Consider the following 14,459-nt stretch of genomic DNA (forward strand, 5'->3'; position numbering starts at 1 on the left):
TCGACAAGATCGCCGCTGCGCCGCGTGCCTGCGAAGATGAACGCCGCCCGCTGAACGCGGAACAGGGACGTACTCCACGTCCGAGACGGAGCGAGGCGAGACCCGACTATGGGCGGTGATCCGCTGCTCCTGCTCCCATCGGCCGCCCCGAGCACCCATCGATCGCCAGAACGCCGGCCGATGCCGGACTCCACGACGAATCAGCCGCAGGTGCACACCCGAGGCCCGCGAGGGGGCACCATGGCCGAACCATCTGCAGTCGCCATGGACGGGCTAGCGAACTCCCCCTTCCCGAAATTCCGAATCGACCCGGAGTACGGAACTCCGTGCCAATGGGCCGAGCACGAGGCGTTCGACGTCCCCTTCGAGGTGGACCGCCGCCGACTGTTCGAGGTCGCGGTCCCCGATAACGCGAGGGCATCGTCCATGCCCAGGACAAGGTGCATCACATCGTCGCCGACACCTGGGGGCTGAATCTGTTCATGCCACAGGTCCGCGCCGAGTACGACCAGGCGCGGTGGACCGCGCAGTTCGGCGACCGCCCCGCGCCTTCGTATCCGGACTTCATCGAACGGGCGTTGGGGCCGGTGAGCTGACCGCGGCCGCTTGCACGATCCCGCCTCCGCTCCGGCGCGGCGCGGGTCGAGTCGTCCGGTGCGTCCACGTTCCGGTCGAGCAGATCCGCGACGGGATCGACTCCTGGAACACGAAGCCCCGACCGCGCCCCCCCCCCCGTGATTTCTTCGGGTTCTCGACCGACTCACGCTAAGAAAGCAGAGGGTGTTGCAGATGATCGCCGTGCGTGGCACATCCGTGGGGATACCCACACCTGACGGCACTGCCGACGCCTACCTGGTTCGCCCCGATGACACCGGCACTCACCCGGCGGTGCTGTTCTACATGGATGCTTTGGGGCTGCGTCCGCACCTCAGGAAGATGGCCGACCGGCTCGCCTCGGCCGACTACACCGTCCTGCTTCCCCACGTCTTCTACCGGCACGGGCCGGCACCGGTGTTCGACCTGCCCGAATTCATCGACCCGACGCAGCGCCCGGAGAACTTCCAGCAGATCATGCTCGTCGCGCAGTCGCTCACAACCGAGCTGGCGATGCGCGACGCCGATGCCTACTTGCGCTGGCTGGCCGGCTCCCCCACGGTCACGGACGCGCCGGTGGGCATCACGGGCTACTGCATGGGCGCCGGCCTGACCCTGCACACCGCGGCCTGTTATCCGAACCGGGTCGCCGCGGCGGCCGGCTTCCACGGTGCGTACCTGGCCACCACCGCGTCCGACAGCCCGCACCTTCTCGCCCACCGCATCGAAGCCGAGCTGTACTTCGCTCACGCCGACCAGGATCAGACGCTGCCGCCCGAACAGATCGAACGCCTCGAAAAGGCCCTCACCGAGGCCGGCGTACGGCACGTCTGCGAGGTCTACACCGGCGCTCACCACGGCTACACACAAGCCGACACCGCGGCCTATGACCCGGATGCCGCCGCACGGCACTGGGTCGGCACTGCTGGACCTCTTCGGCCGCACGCTCGGACCCGTAGTCGCGCGAGGTGACGTGGGTGAATCCCAGCGCCACCTCGCGCGCCGAAGCACCGCCGTCGGCGGTATGGCCGTTCCGCCCCGGTCAAGCGCTCGGGATCACGCCCCGTCGCGCGGAGGCGGCCCGGCGAAGCGGAGCACCGAGTCGACGGTGCGGCGCAAGGAGCGGACGGCTGGGGACGGTGCGTAGGAGAGCCGGAACAGCATGAGTTCGGACTCGTCCGGCTTGGCAGGGACAACGGCGGTGAACCTGGTGCGCAGGGCGCGCACGGTGTCGGTCTCGGCGGCATCGAGCCCGGCGTCGTTGCCGCGTTCTGCGCGGGCGAACAGGTAGAGCAGTGAGGTGTGCGGCTGCAGCCCCAGGCCGAGGGAGGTGGCGGTGAGCCAGAGCCGTTGCAACGCACGGCCGCCGTCGACGAAGGCCTGGGGGCCCGTGCCCGGTATGGTCAGGCAGCCGATGGCCGAGGAGGCGGCTATGGCCTTGACGGCGCCCTCCTCGAAAGCTTCACCACCGCCGATCCGGCGGATGAAGGCCAGGTGGGACCAGTGCCGGGCCAGCCGGACGCCCGCGAGGTCGACGTCGTCGAGCCCGAGTGTGGCGATGTCGATGCCGTCTCGCGTGCGCCGCGTATCCTCGGAGTCCCAGCGCAGTTCGTTCATCATCTCCCGGTGCAGTTGCGAGGAGAGCATTCGCAGCCGGTCGCCTGCGCCCAGGATGCGGCCCATCGCGTCCAACTGGTCGCGGTCGGTGACAAGGTGGAGCCGGGCGCCGCTCTCGGCGGCGCAGTCCGTCAGTGCGGCGGCGTGTGCCTCGTCGAGCGGGCGGGCTGGGCCGGGGTTGCGGTTGGTGGTGCGGTGCTCGACCCAGTCGAACAGGGCCGGGCGCGGGGCGTGCGCCGCCCTGGAGAAGGTGAGCCGGCAGACCAGGTCGGAGTCGGCCGGGGCGGGGAAGGTCTGCGCATCGCAGGCCCAGCCCGAAGCCTGGGCCGCGAGGTGGATGTTCTCCACCGCCGCGCCGATGGCCAGATGGGTGGCGCACCTTTCGAAGTCGAGCAGGGTTTCCGGCTGGGCGGGGTCGATGCGGCAGTCCACTGCCTCGCCACGGGCGACGAATTGCCAGGGCTGGCTGTTGCCGCCGGACGGCGCCTGGATCCCGTGGGCGACCAGGCGGCGGATCCCTTCCTCGCCCAGGGTGGCGCTGCCGGCATCGGGCAGGAGAAGAGGAGCCGGGGTCTCCTTCGGGGTGGGGTCGGGCGTGGGAGCCGTCACGAGGGTCTGGGAACCATCGCGGATCAGCTCGTCCAGATCGACGAAGTACCGTCCTGACGCGGTGAACCGGCCGAGGAGGAGGCGGCGCGCGGTATCGGTGACCAGGGCGGCGCCCAGGGCGACTCCCGAGGCGAGCTGGGGCCATGAGGAGATGGTCTTGCCTACCTCGACGAGCGAGGGTACGAGGCGCTCGGAGAGCTCGTCCTCGCCCAGGATGCGCAGGAGGTACGGGAGCTTCTCGCGGGTCGACATCGCTTTGAAGCCGGCGGCCGCGACTCCGTTCAGCAGGCCGTGCAGTAGAGGACGGTCCGGTTCGCGATCGAACCGCTCCACGTCCAGCATGCCGCGCTCGTTGGCCTCCATCAGGACGGGGATGCCGAGCGCACGGGCGCGTTCGCGGGCGTGCACCTTGAGGTACATGTCGTCGCACTCCTCGACGAGGAGGTCGGTGCGGCCGCTGCCGACGAGGAAGGTGTCGGTGTTCTCCTCGGTCAGCCCCTCCGGCCAGACGGCGATGTCGAGGTAAGGGTCGATCTCGTACATCTGCCGTGCGGCGATGACCACTTTGGGCAGGCCGATCTCGGCGGGCGAAGCGCGGAGCCGGTTGATGTTCGAGAGGGAGAGGCGGTCGAAGTCGGCGAGCCGGAAGCGGTTGCCCACGCCTTCCTGGGCGAGGGTGACCGCACTCGCGGCACCCACGGAGAGGCCGATCACCGCCACGGTCTTCCGCGCCAGGAGGCTCTGCTCCTCCGCCGTGATCTTGTAGCGGTTGCGGGACTGGCGGAGCTCACGGTACTCGGCCGGCGGCAGGACGTGGACGAGCTGCCGCGACCAGGGGTACCACACCCAGGTGCCGTACTCCGCCGGGCGTCCGCCGTCGAGGTGGTCGGCGACGGCCGTAGCCAACTCGTCGGAGTCCGGCCGCCAACCGGGCCGCCGAGTGGTGAGGAGCTCTGCCACCTGCTCGGCGAGCGTGTCGTGCGCGGAGACGACGGCGCCGCGTTCGAGGAGCTCCATCAGGGCAAGACGTTGCTCGGGGTCGGCCGGTGCGTACAGCTCTGGACGCCATGGGGCCGCGCCGCCGGCAGGCTGGGCGAGGGCGTCGAGATGTGCTTCGAGGTTCATCGCGTGCCTAACGTGAGGTGCTCAGCGTGCGGTTGTCTGCAGCGGCCGGGGCGGTGAAGAGCCCGAGGCCGAGCCGCTCGGCGGCGGCGCGGGCGACGTCGGTGGGTATGCAGGCGGCCCGGTCCAAGGCGCGGTCCAGCAGCGTCGTCGCTTCCGTCAGCCGCTCCTCGCGATGGCGGATGGCCTCGGCCCGGTTGATGGAGTAGTACCCCGTGACGCCCGGAAACGGCCGGTCGGGCAGTGGGTGGTCACGCCTGAAACGGAGACCGCACCGTTCGTAGAACCTGATGCGTTCGGGGGGACAGCTGCCACAGATCACGGTTGCCCCCAGTCGCTGGGCCGCCACGACGGCGGTGACGCACAGCAGGGCGCCGAGGTGGCGGCCCTTCCAGTCGCTCTCCACCCAGAGGCCGCAGATCTCCGCCGCCGACTCCCCGGAGGCCAGCTCGTCCGCCAGGGCCTGGTTGAACTCCTGGCTCTTGAGGTGAATCTCGGACGGCAGAAGGCCCTCTATTTTTCGGTGGATGCGGATTCCGCCGACCAGTCTTTCGCCCTCGCCGCTTCCCGGTTCATCGAATGCAGCGAGATATTTCAACGGGTCGCGCGTGGTGCGCGGGTCCGTGCTTCCGTATTTCGTCAACGTCTCGTAGCCGGGCCGGGAGTAGGCGCGCTGCTGCGCGTCGAGGTAGCCGTGATAAGCGGGGTCGTCGATCCGGGCGTCGAGCAGTCGAATGTGCATCGGTGGAACCTCGCAGTGTCGGTCTGGTCCAAAGCGCGGCGGCGCACGACGCATAAAGCTACGGGGATCCACGGACCAACCATACGCGTTTCGGCCATTTATGGCCGCTCACGCCGCTTGGTAGGCACGTTCCGAAAAAGGGGCGGTCTTTGGGTTTTTCCGTCAGGTGACGAATCCAGAAATTTCACATCGAGTATCGAGAAGCAAGCGCTCAGGATGTGGCGCAGATCGAGTACTACACAATCTCTTCACCACGAACGTGGTTTACGAAATCACATCCGCCTTTCCGGGAGGCTGTCTCGATGTCTGCTGCATACGAGTGCGTCCTGTGCCACGGGGCGGGTGATCACGGCCACTACACTGTACCCCGATTCGTGTCAAATGATTTAGCGTTCGCGTTATCCGATCGGCTTCAGTCAGGACGACCGCGCGCAGAACCCGCACGGCGGCGTTTCAGGCTCCTACATGTCCCCGATGGCGGCCCCGGCCCTCAGCAAGACGCAGCGTGACCTCGGCATGCCGGGTTTCCGATGTGTCCATACGGAACAACTTCAAGCCGCCTCGTCATCTCATCGGGAATCGACAGCGTCGGGAAAACAGAGAGGTGCTTTTACGGCGGGCATCGAGTCATGTGAAGAACGTGTACTGGAGACCAGATCGATCGGGGCAGCGTCCCGACGCACGGAACGCGCGCCCGTGGTGCCCGCGCGATTCGTCGGCGTCCGGCATGCATCCAGCACGGTACGGACCGCTTGACACCGCAAACCCCGACGACCCTGCCACACCCGCGCAGCGGAGCGTCATTTCAGCGTCAAGAGTCGATGGCGCCACCCGTCACCCTGGTCCGTCCCGGGCGCAGCCGCATGCCACCCGACGCGTACCCGAGGAGGAGCCGCCATCGCGTCGCGCGGTGACGGTGCTGACCTCGCCTCCTCCGTGGCGCGACAGCGATCTCTCCAGGACGCATGGCAATACGGGGCACAAGGTCCGGACCATTCACGGCCCCGCCCCAGAGCACCGACGCCATCGCCACGGTCCAAGCAGGACGAAGAACCTGCTGACAGTCCGCACCCTCACCACAGCGATCGTGGGTGAGGGCGAGCCGGGTGACACCCTCGCCGTACGGCGCCAGCTCGAAGGTCACCCGGGAGCGGGGCTCGGCGGGGACGCGGGCTGTGTCCGCGTTGAGCGGGAAGATGTACGCCACCGAGCCGCGCCGGGGGTGCGCGGTGCCCGGGAAGTTGAAGGTGGACGGCAGTTCGGCGCCGATGTCCTGCCAGTTCCTGCCGCCGTCGTCGCTCCGGTAGCCCCAGTGGTTCTGGAGATAGAAGCGCTGCGGATCGTCCGCGTCCCGCGCGATCTTGCGCACGCTCTGCCCGTACTCCGGGTACGACTCCGCAGGAAACGCGCCTCGATGCCCTCGTTGGACGCTTGCCAGCCGGCGCCCGCGTCGTGCGTACGGTATGTGCCCGCCCGCCGAGTTGGCGAAGGTCAGCACGCTCGCATCCGCCTTCTCGCGGGCGGGCAGGATGGGTGTGCGGTCCGAGCCCGCCGCTGCTCGGCACCCACCGGGGGGGTGCGGGTGGTCCCACAGGCCGCGTACGAGCTCGCAGGTCTCGCCCCGTCCGCGGAACGGAACAGCGCGGCGAGCTCCGCCCCCGCATACCCCCCCAACCCCTCGGCGGGCGCTGGGATCAGCTGGCACACCCGCTTGAACGAGGCCCCGCTCTCCTCCGGAAAGCGCACGGTGGGCCGCTCGGGCTCCTGCCGGCTGGCGCCGAGATCGTCGCAGCGGAAGACGCTGGGCCCCAGTGCGCGCTGTCCCCGGAGGCGAGCAGCCGGGGCCCGCCCGGGTGCCGCGCGTGGACGGCCTCGGCGTACACGCGCCTGGTCGGGGAAGTGCGGCTCCTCGAACTCCCATGCCCCGTCGCGCCGGTGATCGAGGAAAAGCCGCTCCTGGTGCTCGCCGGGAGCAGGGTCGCGGTCATGACGATCGCCTCTCTCCTGTCCGATGCGTGACGCCTCTGTCACAGCACTGCGGACAGTGTGGACCCCGCCACTGACAGTCCCCGCTGACCTGCGCGAACGGCGTGCCGCGACCGCTCACCCGCCCGTCAGCCCGCCCGCGGCGGGCGTATCACCACCGCACCGGCAGGCTCCGCCTCCCCCGGATCAGCATCCCCGGGAGCCACTCCCCCGGCTCCCCGTCCGCCGTCAGGTCCGGACAGCGCTCCAGCAGCGTGCGCAGCGCCACCTCGCCCTCAAGGCGGGCGAGGGGGGCGCCCAGGCAGAAGTGGACCCCGTGTCCGAAGGAGAGATGGCTCCGGGCCTCGCGACGCCGTACGTCGAAGCGTTCCGGCTCGGGGAAGCGCGCCGGGTCGTGGTCCGCGCCGGCCATGGCGATCAGCACGATGGCACCGCGCGGCACCCGTACGCCGCCGATCTCGGTCTCCTCCAGGGCGATGCGCGGCGTGGTGGTCGGCACCGGCCCGTCGTAGCGCAGCGTCTCCTCCACCAACCCTGCCGCCAGCCCCGCCGGATCGGCCCGTACGGCCGCCAGCTGCTCGGGGTGCGCGAGGAGCGCGCGCACCGCGTTGCCGATCGTGTTGACCGTCGTCTCGTGCCCGGCGACGAGCAGCAGGAAGGCCAACGAGACCAGCTCTTCCTCGGTGAGCCGGTCGCCGCCCTCGTCGGCCGTGTGGACGAGGGCGCTGAGCAGGTCCTCCCCGGGGCTCTCGCGCTTGGCGGCGATGAGCCCTGTGAGATACGGCATGATCTGCTCGTACGCCTCCTTCTCCGCCTCGGGGCTGGTGGGCGCGAGGGTCTCGTTGGACCAGGCGTGGAAGGAGGCGCGGTCCAGGCCGGGGACGCCGAGCAGTTCGGCGATGACGATCATGGGGAGCGGAGAGGCGAACGCCTCGATGAGGTCGGCGCGACGCGCTCCGTCCGCCGTCATGCGGTCCAGCAGCTCGTCGGTGATCTCCTGGACGCGCCCCCGCATCCCCTCGACCCGCCGGGCCGTGAACTCCCCCGCCACCAGCTTCCGCAGCCGGGTGTGGTGGGGCGGGTCGCTCATCAGCATGTTGGAGTTGCCGAGCATGTTCAGGGCGTACGGCGGGGTCCAGCCGGGCTGCCGCCACTCGCGCTGCCAGTCCCGGCTGAGCTGCGGGGCGGTGAAGGCTTCGCGCGCGGCCTCGTACCCGACCACGAGCCACACCAGCCCCCTGTCGGGCGTCACTACCTGGTGCACCGGACCGCGCTCGCGCAGCCGCGCGAAGGCCGTGTACGGGTCGGCGACGAAGTCGGGGCTGAGCGAGGCGAGTATCTCGATCCCGTCGGGGCTGTCGGACGAGTCGGTTCTGTCGGGTATCGCGGGATCGGCGGCGGATATCTCGGTCTCGGTCACGACGGAATTCCCTTCCCTCAGGCCCGCGTTACCGGCCCCCCGCCGATCACTCCGAGCACGGCCGTTGACTCTAATCCCGCACGCCCCACCCGCACAACTACTCACTCCCCTTACTGGTACTGCAGTCAGGAACCGTTGTATGAGCTGGTCCTGACGAGCAACGCGGTTGCCGGGATGGGGCGTTGATCGTGGATGACACCGGCACCAAGGGTGAGCCGGCCCGGGCGGTGATTCTTCGAAACCCGGCCTCGCCCCTGCCCGTAGCTTGGGTGACCGGCGACTGTGCCTACGGGTGGATGCGCCGCATCCTGGAGCAGGCCGATGATTTCTGACCGGAGTACCAGCGCACCAGCCTCCTGAGCTTCGTCTAGCGCGCCAGCCTGTCGGTGCGCCTGTTCGAAGGGGCGCTCTTCCGCGGGGTCTCGGGGCCTTCCGGTACGTCCGGCTCGGGGCGTTCCGTGCGCAGGACGCGGTTGACGCGGGCCGTGTCCAGGACGCCTTCCCAGCGGGCGACGACGAGGGTGGCGACGGTGTTGCCGGCGAGGTTGGTCAGCGCGCGGCACTCGGACATGAACTTGTCGATACCGAAGATGAGCATGATCCCGGCGGCGGGGACGGTGCCGACCGTGGACAGGGTGGCGGCCAGTGCGATGAAGCCCGCGCCGGTGATGCCGCCGGACCCCTTCGAGGTGAGGAGCATGACGGCGAGCAGCCCGAGTTGCCCGCCGATGCCGAGGGGGGTGTCGGTGGCCTGGGCGATGTAGACGGCGGCCAGGGAGAGGTAGATCGAGCTGCCGTCGAGGTTGAAGGAGTAGCCCGTCGGTACGGTCAGGCCGACGATGTCGCGGCGGACGCCGAGTCCTTCGAGCTTGCTCATGAGCCGGGGCAGGGCGCTCTCGGAGGACGACGTGCCCAGGACGAGCAGGAACTCTTCGCGCAGGTGGCGCAGCAGCCGGAAGATGTTGACGCCGAGGAGCGCGGTGACGCCGCCGAGGATCACGACGACGAAGAACAGGGATGTGCCGTAGAAGAGGCCGACGAGCTGTCCGAGGCTGGTGAGGGTGGCGACGCCGTACTTGCCGATGGTGTACGCCATCGCGCCGAACGCGCCGACGGGCGCGGCCAGCATGACGTAGTGCAGGATCTTGAAGATTACGGCGCTCAGCCGGGTCACGCCGTCGACGATCGGCTCGCCGACGGGCCCCACGGTCTTGAGGGCGACGCCGAACAGCACCGAGAAGAAGATGACTTGGAGGATGTTGCCCTCGGCGAAGGCGCCGACGCTGCTGGTCGGCACGAGGTCGGTGAGGAAGCGCCACCAGCTCTGGTCCGCCCCCTCCTTGACGTACTGGGCGGCGTCCCCTTCCAGCCGCAGGTCTCCGGGGTGGGCGTGCACCCCGGCGCCGGGCTGGAAGACGTTGACGGCGAGCAGGCCCAGGAGCAGGGCGATCAGGGTGCCCGCCTGGAAGTAGGCGAGCGCCTTGAGGCCGACGCGGCCGACCCGGCCGAGGCTGTCGACGCTGCCGATGCCGGCCACGACGGTCAGGAAGACGATCGGCGTGATGAGCATCTTGATGGCGGCCACGAACGTGGTGCCCACCGGCTCCAGCGCGACGCCCGCGGCCGGCCACAGCCAGCCGGTGAGGATGCCGGAGACGATCGCGGTCAGCACCCAGAAGTAGAGCTGCCGGTACCAGGGCCTGGCGCGGAGCGGGGCCGGGGCCGGGGCGGCGGGCGCGGGTGGTGCCATGGCGTTTCTCCTCGTCGGGGGGAGGGGCACGGCCGGGCGGGGACTCCACGGCTGTTCGAGGCGGTGCGGGCGGCCGCTCAGAGGAGTTCGAGGAGCTTGCCCGCGAACTCCTCGGTGGTGGCGGTGCCGCCCAGATCGGGCGTGCGGACGTCCGACTTGGCGAGGACCGCCGCGATGGCACCGGTGACGTCCCTGGCCGCCGCACGGTGGCCGAGGTGGTCGAGCAGCATGGCGGCGGACCAGATCGCCCCCAGCGGATTGGCGATGCCGCGGCCCGCGATGTCCGGTGCCGAACCGTGCACCGGCTCGAACATCGAGGGGAAGTCGCGTTCCGGATTGAGGTTGGCGGCCGGTGCGATGCCGATCGAACCGGCCACGGCCGCCGCCAGGTCGCTGAGGATGTCCCCGAAGAGGTTGGAGGCGACCACCACGTCGAACCGGGCCGGGTCCAGCACGAACTTCGCCGCCAGCGCGTCGATGTGCTCCTGGTCCCAGACCACCCGCGGGTGCGCGGAGCCGCGTTCGGCGACCAGCTCGTCCCAGAACGGCATGGTGTGCACGATGCCGTTCGACTTGGTGGCCGAGGTGAGCCTGCCGCCGCGGGCCGCGGCCAGCCCGAAGGCGTAGTCCAGCACCCGCGTGACCCCCGCCCGGGTGAACACCGACTCCTGCACGGCCGCCTCTTCCGGGAAGCCGCGGTGCAGGCGCCCACCGATCTCGCTGTACTCGCCCTCGGCGTTCTCCCGTACGACGACGAAGTCGACCTCCCCTGCCACTGCGCCCCGCACCGGGCTGTCGAGCCCGTCGAAGACGCGGATCGGGCGCAGGTTGACGTACTGGCGGAAGCGGCGGCGGATCGGTATCAGCAGTCCCCACAGCGACACGTGGTCCGGCACGCCGGGGAAGCCGACCGCGCCGAGCAGGATGGCGTCCTTGTCGCGCAGCTGCTCCAGGCCGTCCGGGGGCATCATCGCGCCCTCGCGCAGATAGCGCTCGCAGGACCAGTCGTTGTACGAGGTGTACGAGAAGGCGAAGCCGTGGCGGCGGCCGACGGCGTCGAGGACCTGCCGCGCCGGGGGCAGCACTTCGGCGCCGATGCCGTCACCGGGGATCAGGGCGATGCGGTGGTTCGTCATGCGTTTGATTGCAGCAACGGGCCCGCGGGCCGGTCCAAGACGCAGTTGCGATCTGCCTTATAAGCAGGGCCTATCAGTGAGCGGCTCCTGCCCCGGGCAAGGCCGCCGCGAGGAAGGCCCGCGCGGCAGGGGACAGCCCGGTGCGGCGGCTCACCAGCCCGATGCTCAGCGTGGTCTTCGGCTCGATGTCCAGCGCACGGGCGCCGGCGCGCTCCGCCACCGCACGCCACGACTCCGTCACCACCGCCAGTCCCACCCCGGCCAGCACCAGGGGGAGAATGGCCACCCGGTGCTCGGTCTCGGCCGCGATCGTGAACGCGATGCCACGCTCGCGCAGTCCGTCGACGTACCCGCGCATCCCCGTGCCACGCTGCCCGACGATCAGCCGCTGCCCCGCCAGCTCCTCGCACGCCACGCTCCGCCGGCCGGCGAACGGGCCGTCAGCGGGCGTCACCAGCACGAAGCGCTGCTCCCCGGCGGGGTGGGAAGCCACCTCCCGGTCCGGCAGCGGCCCCGCCGTGGCCAGCAGCCCGAGCTCGGCGGTGCCCGTGCGGAGCATGTCGACCACGTCACGGGAGGTGAAGGCCGCCTTGATGGCCACCGAGACCCCCGGGTAGCGGCCGCTGAAAGCACGGATCATCGTGGTCAGCGGCTCCACCGCCTGCGACGGCATCGCCGCCACGTCCACCCGGCCCGTACGCAGTTCGTGCACGGCGGCGACACCGGCCCGCGCGGTCGCCAGACTGCGTACCGCGGCGCGAGCCGGCTCGATCAGCGCCCGGCCCGCCTCGGTGAGCACCGCCCGCCGCCCGATCCGGTGGAAGAGCTCGCTGCCCAGGTCGCGCTCCAGCGCCCGCACCGCCTGGGACAGCGACGGCTGGGAGACGTACAGGGCCGACGCGGCCCGGTTGAAGCCGTCGTGGTCGACGATCGCGAGGAAGTACTCCAGCTGCCGGATGTCCATCCGCCGATTCTCGCCCGGGGTCCGGACAACCCGTCCGGATCGTGTCGTGTGGATCAGCCTGGATCAGCCCGGAGACGGTGCCCTTCTTGAGGAATCCGGTGTCGTCCACGATCAGAACACCGTCCGCGGAGCCGAGCCGCTCGGCCACGTATTGCCCCAGGTCATCGCGGGGCTCATCGGGATCGCCCGCATCCGGCGCCGTACCTCGCCCCGGCCGAACCCGCCGCTCACCCGCAGGGACAGATCCGCCAGCTCGGCACTCCAACGTGCCGTGACGAAGTCCGCCATCGTCTCCCGAGCGTGCACGAAACGGCCCGCCGTTCCGCGCGGCTTCGGCCGCATCCGCCCTCGGCGGTCCGTCGGCTCGCCAGGCTCGAAACGGCGCCTCTGACCAGCGGCAATGGTGAAATCTCGCGGGAGTACTCAAGCCGCGCTCTTTTGGACATCAAGTCAGTATTTTGCCTACTATGCGGGACGTGGGGGCGCTCTGTTCGACGTCGCACACGATGTGGTCCGCCCTCGTCCCGCCACCGTCCGGTGCGCGAAGTACTAGCGAGGAAGCATCACGGTGACGGCCACCTCATCTCAGCCCGCCCTGCCGGTCATACCCGGCGCCTCCGCCGCCCGCGCTCTGCTGAGCCGCGGGGCCGGGTTCGTGCCGCCGGTCGTTGCCCTCGTCCTCGGCCTCTGGAAGGTCTGGGATCCCTCTCCATGGACCGACGAGATCGTCACCATGGACGTGGCGCGGCGGTCCTGGCCGCAGATGATGGAGCTGCTGGGGCGGGTCGATGCGGTCCACGGCCTGCACTACGTGCTGATGTGGCTGGTCGGGCAGGAGAACGGCGGGCTCTACTGGGGCGCGGCACGGGTGCCGTCCGCGGTGGCGGTGGCCGTCGCGGCGGCCGGTCTGGTGTGGCTGGGGCGGCTGCTCGGCGGCCGGCGTCTGGGGCTGTACGCAGGGCTGGTGCTCGCCGTGCTGCCGACCGCGTCACGCTACGCGCAGGAGGCCCGCTCGTTCGCTTTCGTCATGGCGGTGGCGGTGCTGGCCACCGGCGTCCTGGTGAAAATCCTGTCCAGCCGCGCCCGGGGGCGGTGGCTGGCCGCCTATGCCGTGCTGATCGCCCTGCTGGGCTGGTTCAACCTCATCGGACTGCTGCTGGTGGCCGCCCACGCGGTCACCGTGGTCCTGCGCCGCCCCGGCCGCCGTGTCGTCGTCCGTCTGCTCCTGGCCTCGGCCGCGGGCCTGGCCGCCGTCGTCCCGCTGCTGATCCTCGCCGCCGCCCAGAGCTCCGCCGTCGGCGACGCCGCACCGGTCACCGCCGGAACCCCCTTCACCTACTTCACCTGGCTCCTCACCCCCGGCCAGGGCACCCTGCCCGTCGCACTGAGACTCCTGCTCACCTTCACCGCCGTCGCCGCCCTGGTCCTCCTCGTCGTGCGCCGGCACAAAGCCCCGCCCCTGGCTCTGGCGGTCGGCGTGCCCTGGCTGGCCGTGCCCCCGCTGCTCCTTCTGGCCGTCTCCCTGGGCCACCCCCTCTTCGCCTACCGCTACCTGCTGTTCTGCCTGCCCGCCCTGGCCCTGTTGCTCGCCCTGGCCGCCACCGTCATCCCTCCGTACCAGCAGCTGCTGCTCGCGCTCCTCGCGGTCGTGCCCATTTATGCGTCCCACCAGGCGATACGTCAGGTGGACAGCCGCCAGTGGGACAGCCAGGCCGTGATCAGTTCCCTGAGCACCCGCAGCGCCCCCGGCGATGCCGTCCTCTTCAACGGCGCCCGGTGCGGCCTGATCGCCACCGCCTTCAAAGAGGCCTTCACGAACCGCCCCGACGTGGGCCGGGTCCGGACCGCCGCCGCATCCGGCGCCCTGGACAACCTGCCTGCCGACCCGGCCCTTCTGCAGCAGCGTCTGAGCCACACCTCCCGGGTCTGGCACGTCAGCTGCACCCACCTGTCGGCCGGCGCCCGCCAGGCCGCCGACCGCACCGCCGCAGCCCAGAAACAGGCCCTCACCCGCGCCGGCTTCACCCCGGCCTACCACCACAGCGCCCGCGGCGTGGACATCACCATCGAACAGCGCCCCACCGGCCAATAACCCTCCGGTACGCCGACGACACCGGGCAGCACGGCCACCGACGGCCGCACGGGCAGGAGCCGGTCGTAGTCTGCTTCTCCTTGCCTGACACGATCGCCCGCCTGGGCACGACCTGCCATCGCTGATGAGCGCGATCCTGTATGTGGGCCGCACCGGCGTGCCCTCGCGGTGCCTGCCTCACGACGTCCCATCCTGCCCACGACGCACCACGTGCGGGTTTTGGTCGGCAGTCCGCCTCGCGGGCCCCACAGCTTCGCGCCCATCGGCCTCCACCCACGCCTCGCCCCTTTTCCGGAAAGCCGCAGGCGGCCGACGCCGTGTCCCGGTCGTGTGCTGGTGAGTCCGGCAGGAGGCGAGAGCACCGTCCCGGGAAGGGCGCGGGCCGCGTGCACCCGCGCCGGGTACGGCCGCTGAACCGCGGAGAAGA

The 14,459-nt window shown here is 70.4% G+C and carries 10 protein-coding genes and 3 pseudogenes; 5 read left to right on the forward strand and 8 right to left on the reverse strand.

The window, feature by feature from the left end; all coding sequences use genetic code 11:
* The first annotated feature begins 440 nt into the window (after positions 1–440).
* Both ACH4FX_RS20085 and ACH4FX_RS20090 read left to right on the forward strand, forming a co-directional pair.
* Positions 441–596: a hypothetical protein gene (locus ACH4FX_RS20085; RefSeq protein ID WP_398480727.1), complete on the forward strand. Its 156-nt coding sequence runs from the start codon at positions 441–443 to the stop codon at positions 594–596.
* A 193-nt stretch (positions 597–789) separates the two neighbouring features.
* Positions 790–1,543 (forward strand): annotated as a pseudogene (locus tag ACH4FX_RS20090) (dienelactone hydrolase family protein); the annotation flags it as partial.
* A 107-nt stretch (positions 1,544–1,650) separates the two neighbouring features.
* Here the strand turns inward: ACH4FX_RS20090 and ACH4FX_RS20095 are convergent.
* The 4 genes from ACH4FX_RS20095 to ACH4FX_RS20110 form a co-directional block, all read right to left on the reverse strand.
* A complete protein-coding gene (locus tag ACH4FX_RS20095; protein WP_398480729.1) occupies positions 1,651–3,945 on the reverse strand; it encodes an Rv1355c family protein in 2,295 nt (764 codons plus the stop codon).
* 7 nt (positions 3,946–3,952) lie between these two features.
* Positions 3,953–4,684 (reverse strand): GNAT family N-acetyltransferase, encoded by a 732-nt coding sequence (locus tag ACH4FX_RS20100; protein WP_398480731.1) that lies wholly within the window; start codon positions 4,682–4,684, stop codon positions 3,953–3,955.
* Between the two features lie 811 nt (positions 4,685–5,495).
* Positions 5,496–6,053, reverse strand: a complete 558-nt coding sequence (locus ACH4FX_RS20105) for a hypothetical protein (protein ID WP_398480733.1) — start codon at positions 6,051–6,053, stop codon at positions 5,496–5,498.
* 768 nt (positions 6,054–6,821) lie between these two features.
* Positions 6,822–8,090 carry a cytochrome P450 gene (locus ACH4FX_RS20110; RefSeq protein WP_398480735.1) on the reverse strand — a complete coding sequence of 423 codons (1,269 nt, stop codon included), beginning with the start codon at positions 8,088–8,090 and terminating at the stop codon, positions 6,822–6,824.
* A 188-nt stretch (positions 8,091–8,278) separates the two neighbouring features.
* Between ACH4FX_RS20110 and ACH4FX_RS20115 the strand changes: the two genes are divergently transcribed.
* Positions 8,279–8,422 carry a hypothetical protein gene (locus ACH4FX_RS20115; RefSeq protein ID WP_398480737.1) on the forward strand — a complete coding sequence of 48 codons (144 nt, stop codon included), beginning with the start codon at positions 8,279–8,281 and terminating at the stop codon, positions 8,420–8,422.
* A 35-nt stretch (positions 8,423–8,457) separates the two neighbouring features.
* Here ACH4FX_RS20115 and dctA read toward each other — a convergent pair whose 3' ends face one another.
* From dctA to ACH4FX_RS20135, 4 genes and pseudogenes are all read right to left on the reverse strand, one after another.
* Positions 8,458–9,840 (reverse strand): C4-dicarboxylate transporter DctA, encoded by a 1,383-nt coding sequence (gene dctA, locus ACH4FX_RS20120; RefSeq protein ID WP_398480739.1) that lies wholly within the window; start codon positions 9,838–9,840, stop codon positions 8,458–8,460.
* Positions 9,841–9,917: 77 nt separating this feature from the next.
* On the reverse strand, positions 9,918–10,976 hold the full coding sequence (locus ACH4FX_RS20125; RefSeq protein ID WP_398480740.1) for a tartrate dehydrogenase: 1,059 nt from the start codon (positions 10,974–10,976) through the stop codon (positions 9,918–9,920).
* 73 nt (positions 10,977–11,049) lie between these two features.
* Positions 11,050–11,940, reverse strand: a complete 891-nt coding sequence (locus ACH4FX_RS20130; protein ID WP_398480742.1) for a LysR family transcriptional regulator — start codon at positions 11,938–11,940, stop codon at positions 11,050–11,052.
* Positions 11,941–11,998: 58 nt separating this feature from the next.
* Positions 11,999–12,124: pseudogene (locus tag ACH4FX_RS20135) on the reverse strand (IS701 family transposase); the annotation flags it as partial.
* Positions 12,125–12,508: 384 nt separating this feature from the next.
* Here ACH4FX_RS20135 and ACH4FX_RS20140 point away from each other — a divergent pair.
* Together ACH4FX_RS20140 and ACH4FX_RS20145 are read left to right on the forward strand one after the other, a co-directional pair.
* On the forward strand, positions 12,509–14,032 hold the full coding sequence (locus tag ACH4FX_RS20140) for a hypothetical protein (RefSeq protein ID WP_398480744.1): 1,524 nt from the start codon (positions 12,509–12,511) through the stop codon (positions 14,030–14,032).
* A 94-nt stretch (positions 14,033–14,126) separates the two neighbouring features.
* Positions 14,127–14,222: pseudogene (locus ACH4FX_RS20145) on the forward strand (IS5/IS1182 family transposase); the annotation flags it as partial.
* Positions 14,223–14,459 lie beyond the last annotated feature (237 nt).

The sequence above is a fragment of the Streptomyces sp. NPDC018019 genome, assembly GCF_044327805.1.
Classification (GTDB): domain Bacteria; phylum Actinomycetota; class Actinomycetes; order Streptomycetales; family Streptomycetaceae; genus Streptomyces.

Excerpts from the sequence above, each read along its gene's own strand:
- ACH4FX_RS20095 (WP_398480729.1), bottom strand. The coding sequence starts at position 3,945 with ATGAACCTCGAAGCACATCTCGACGCCCTCGCCCAGCCTGCCGGCGGC.
- ACH4FX_RS20100 (WP_398480731.1), bottom strand. The coding sequence starts at position 4,684 with ATGCACATTCGACTGCTCGACGCCCGGATCGACGACCCCGCTTATCAC.
- dctA (WP_398480739.1), bottom strand. The coding sequence starts at position 9,840 with ATGGCACCACCCGCGCCCGCCGCCCCGGCCCCGGCCCCGCTCCGCGCC.
- ACH4FX_RS20125 (WP_398480740.1), bottom strand. The coding sequence starts at position 10,976 with ATGACGAACCACCGCATCGCCCTGATCCCCGGTGACGGCATCGGCGCC.
- ACH4FX_RS20130 (WP_398480742.1), bottom strand. The coding sequence starts at position 11,940 with ATGGACATCCGGCAGCTGGAGTACTTCCTCGCGATCGTCGACCACGAC.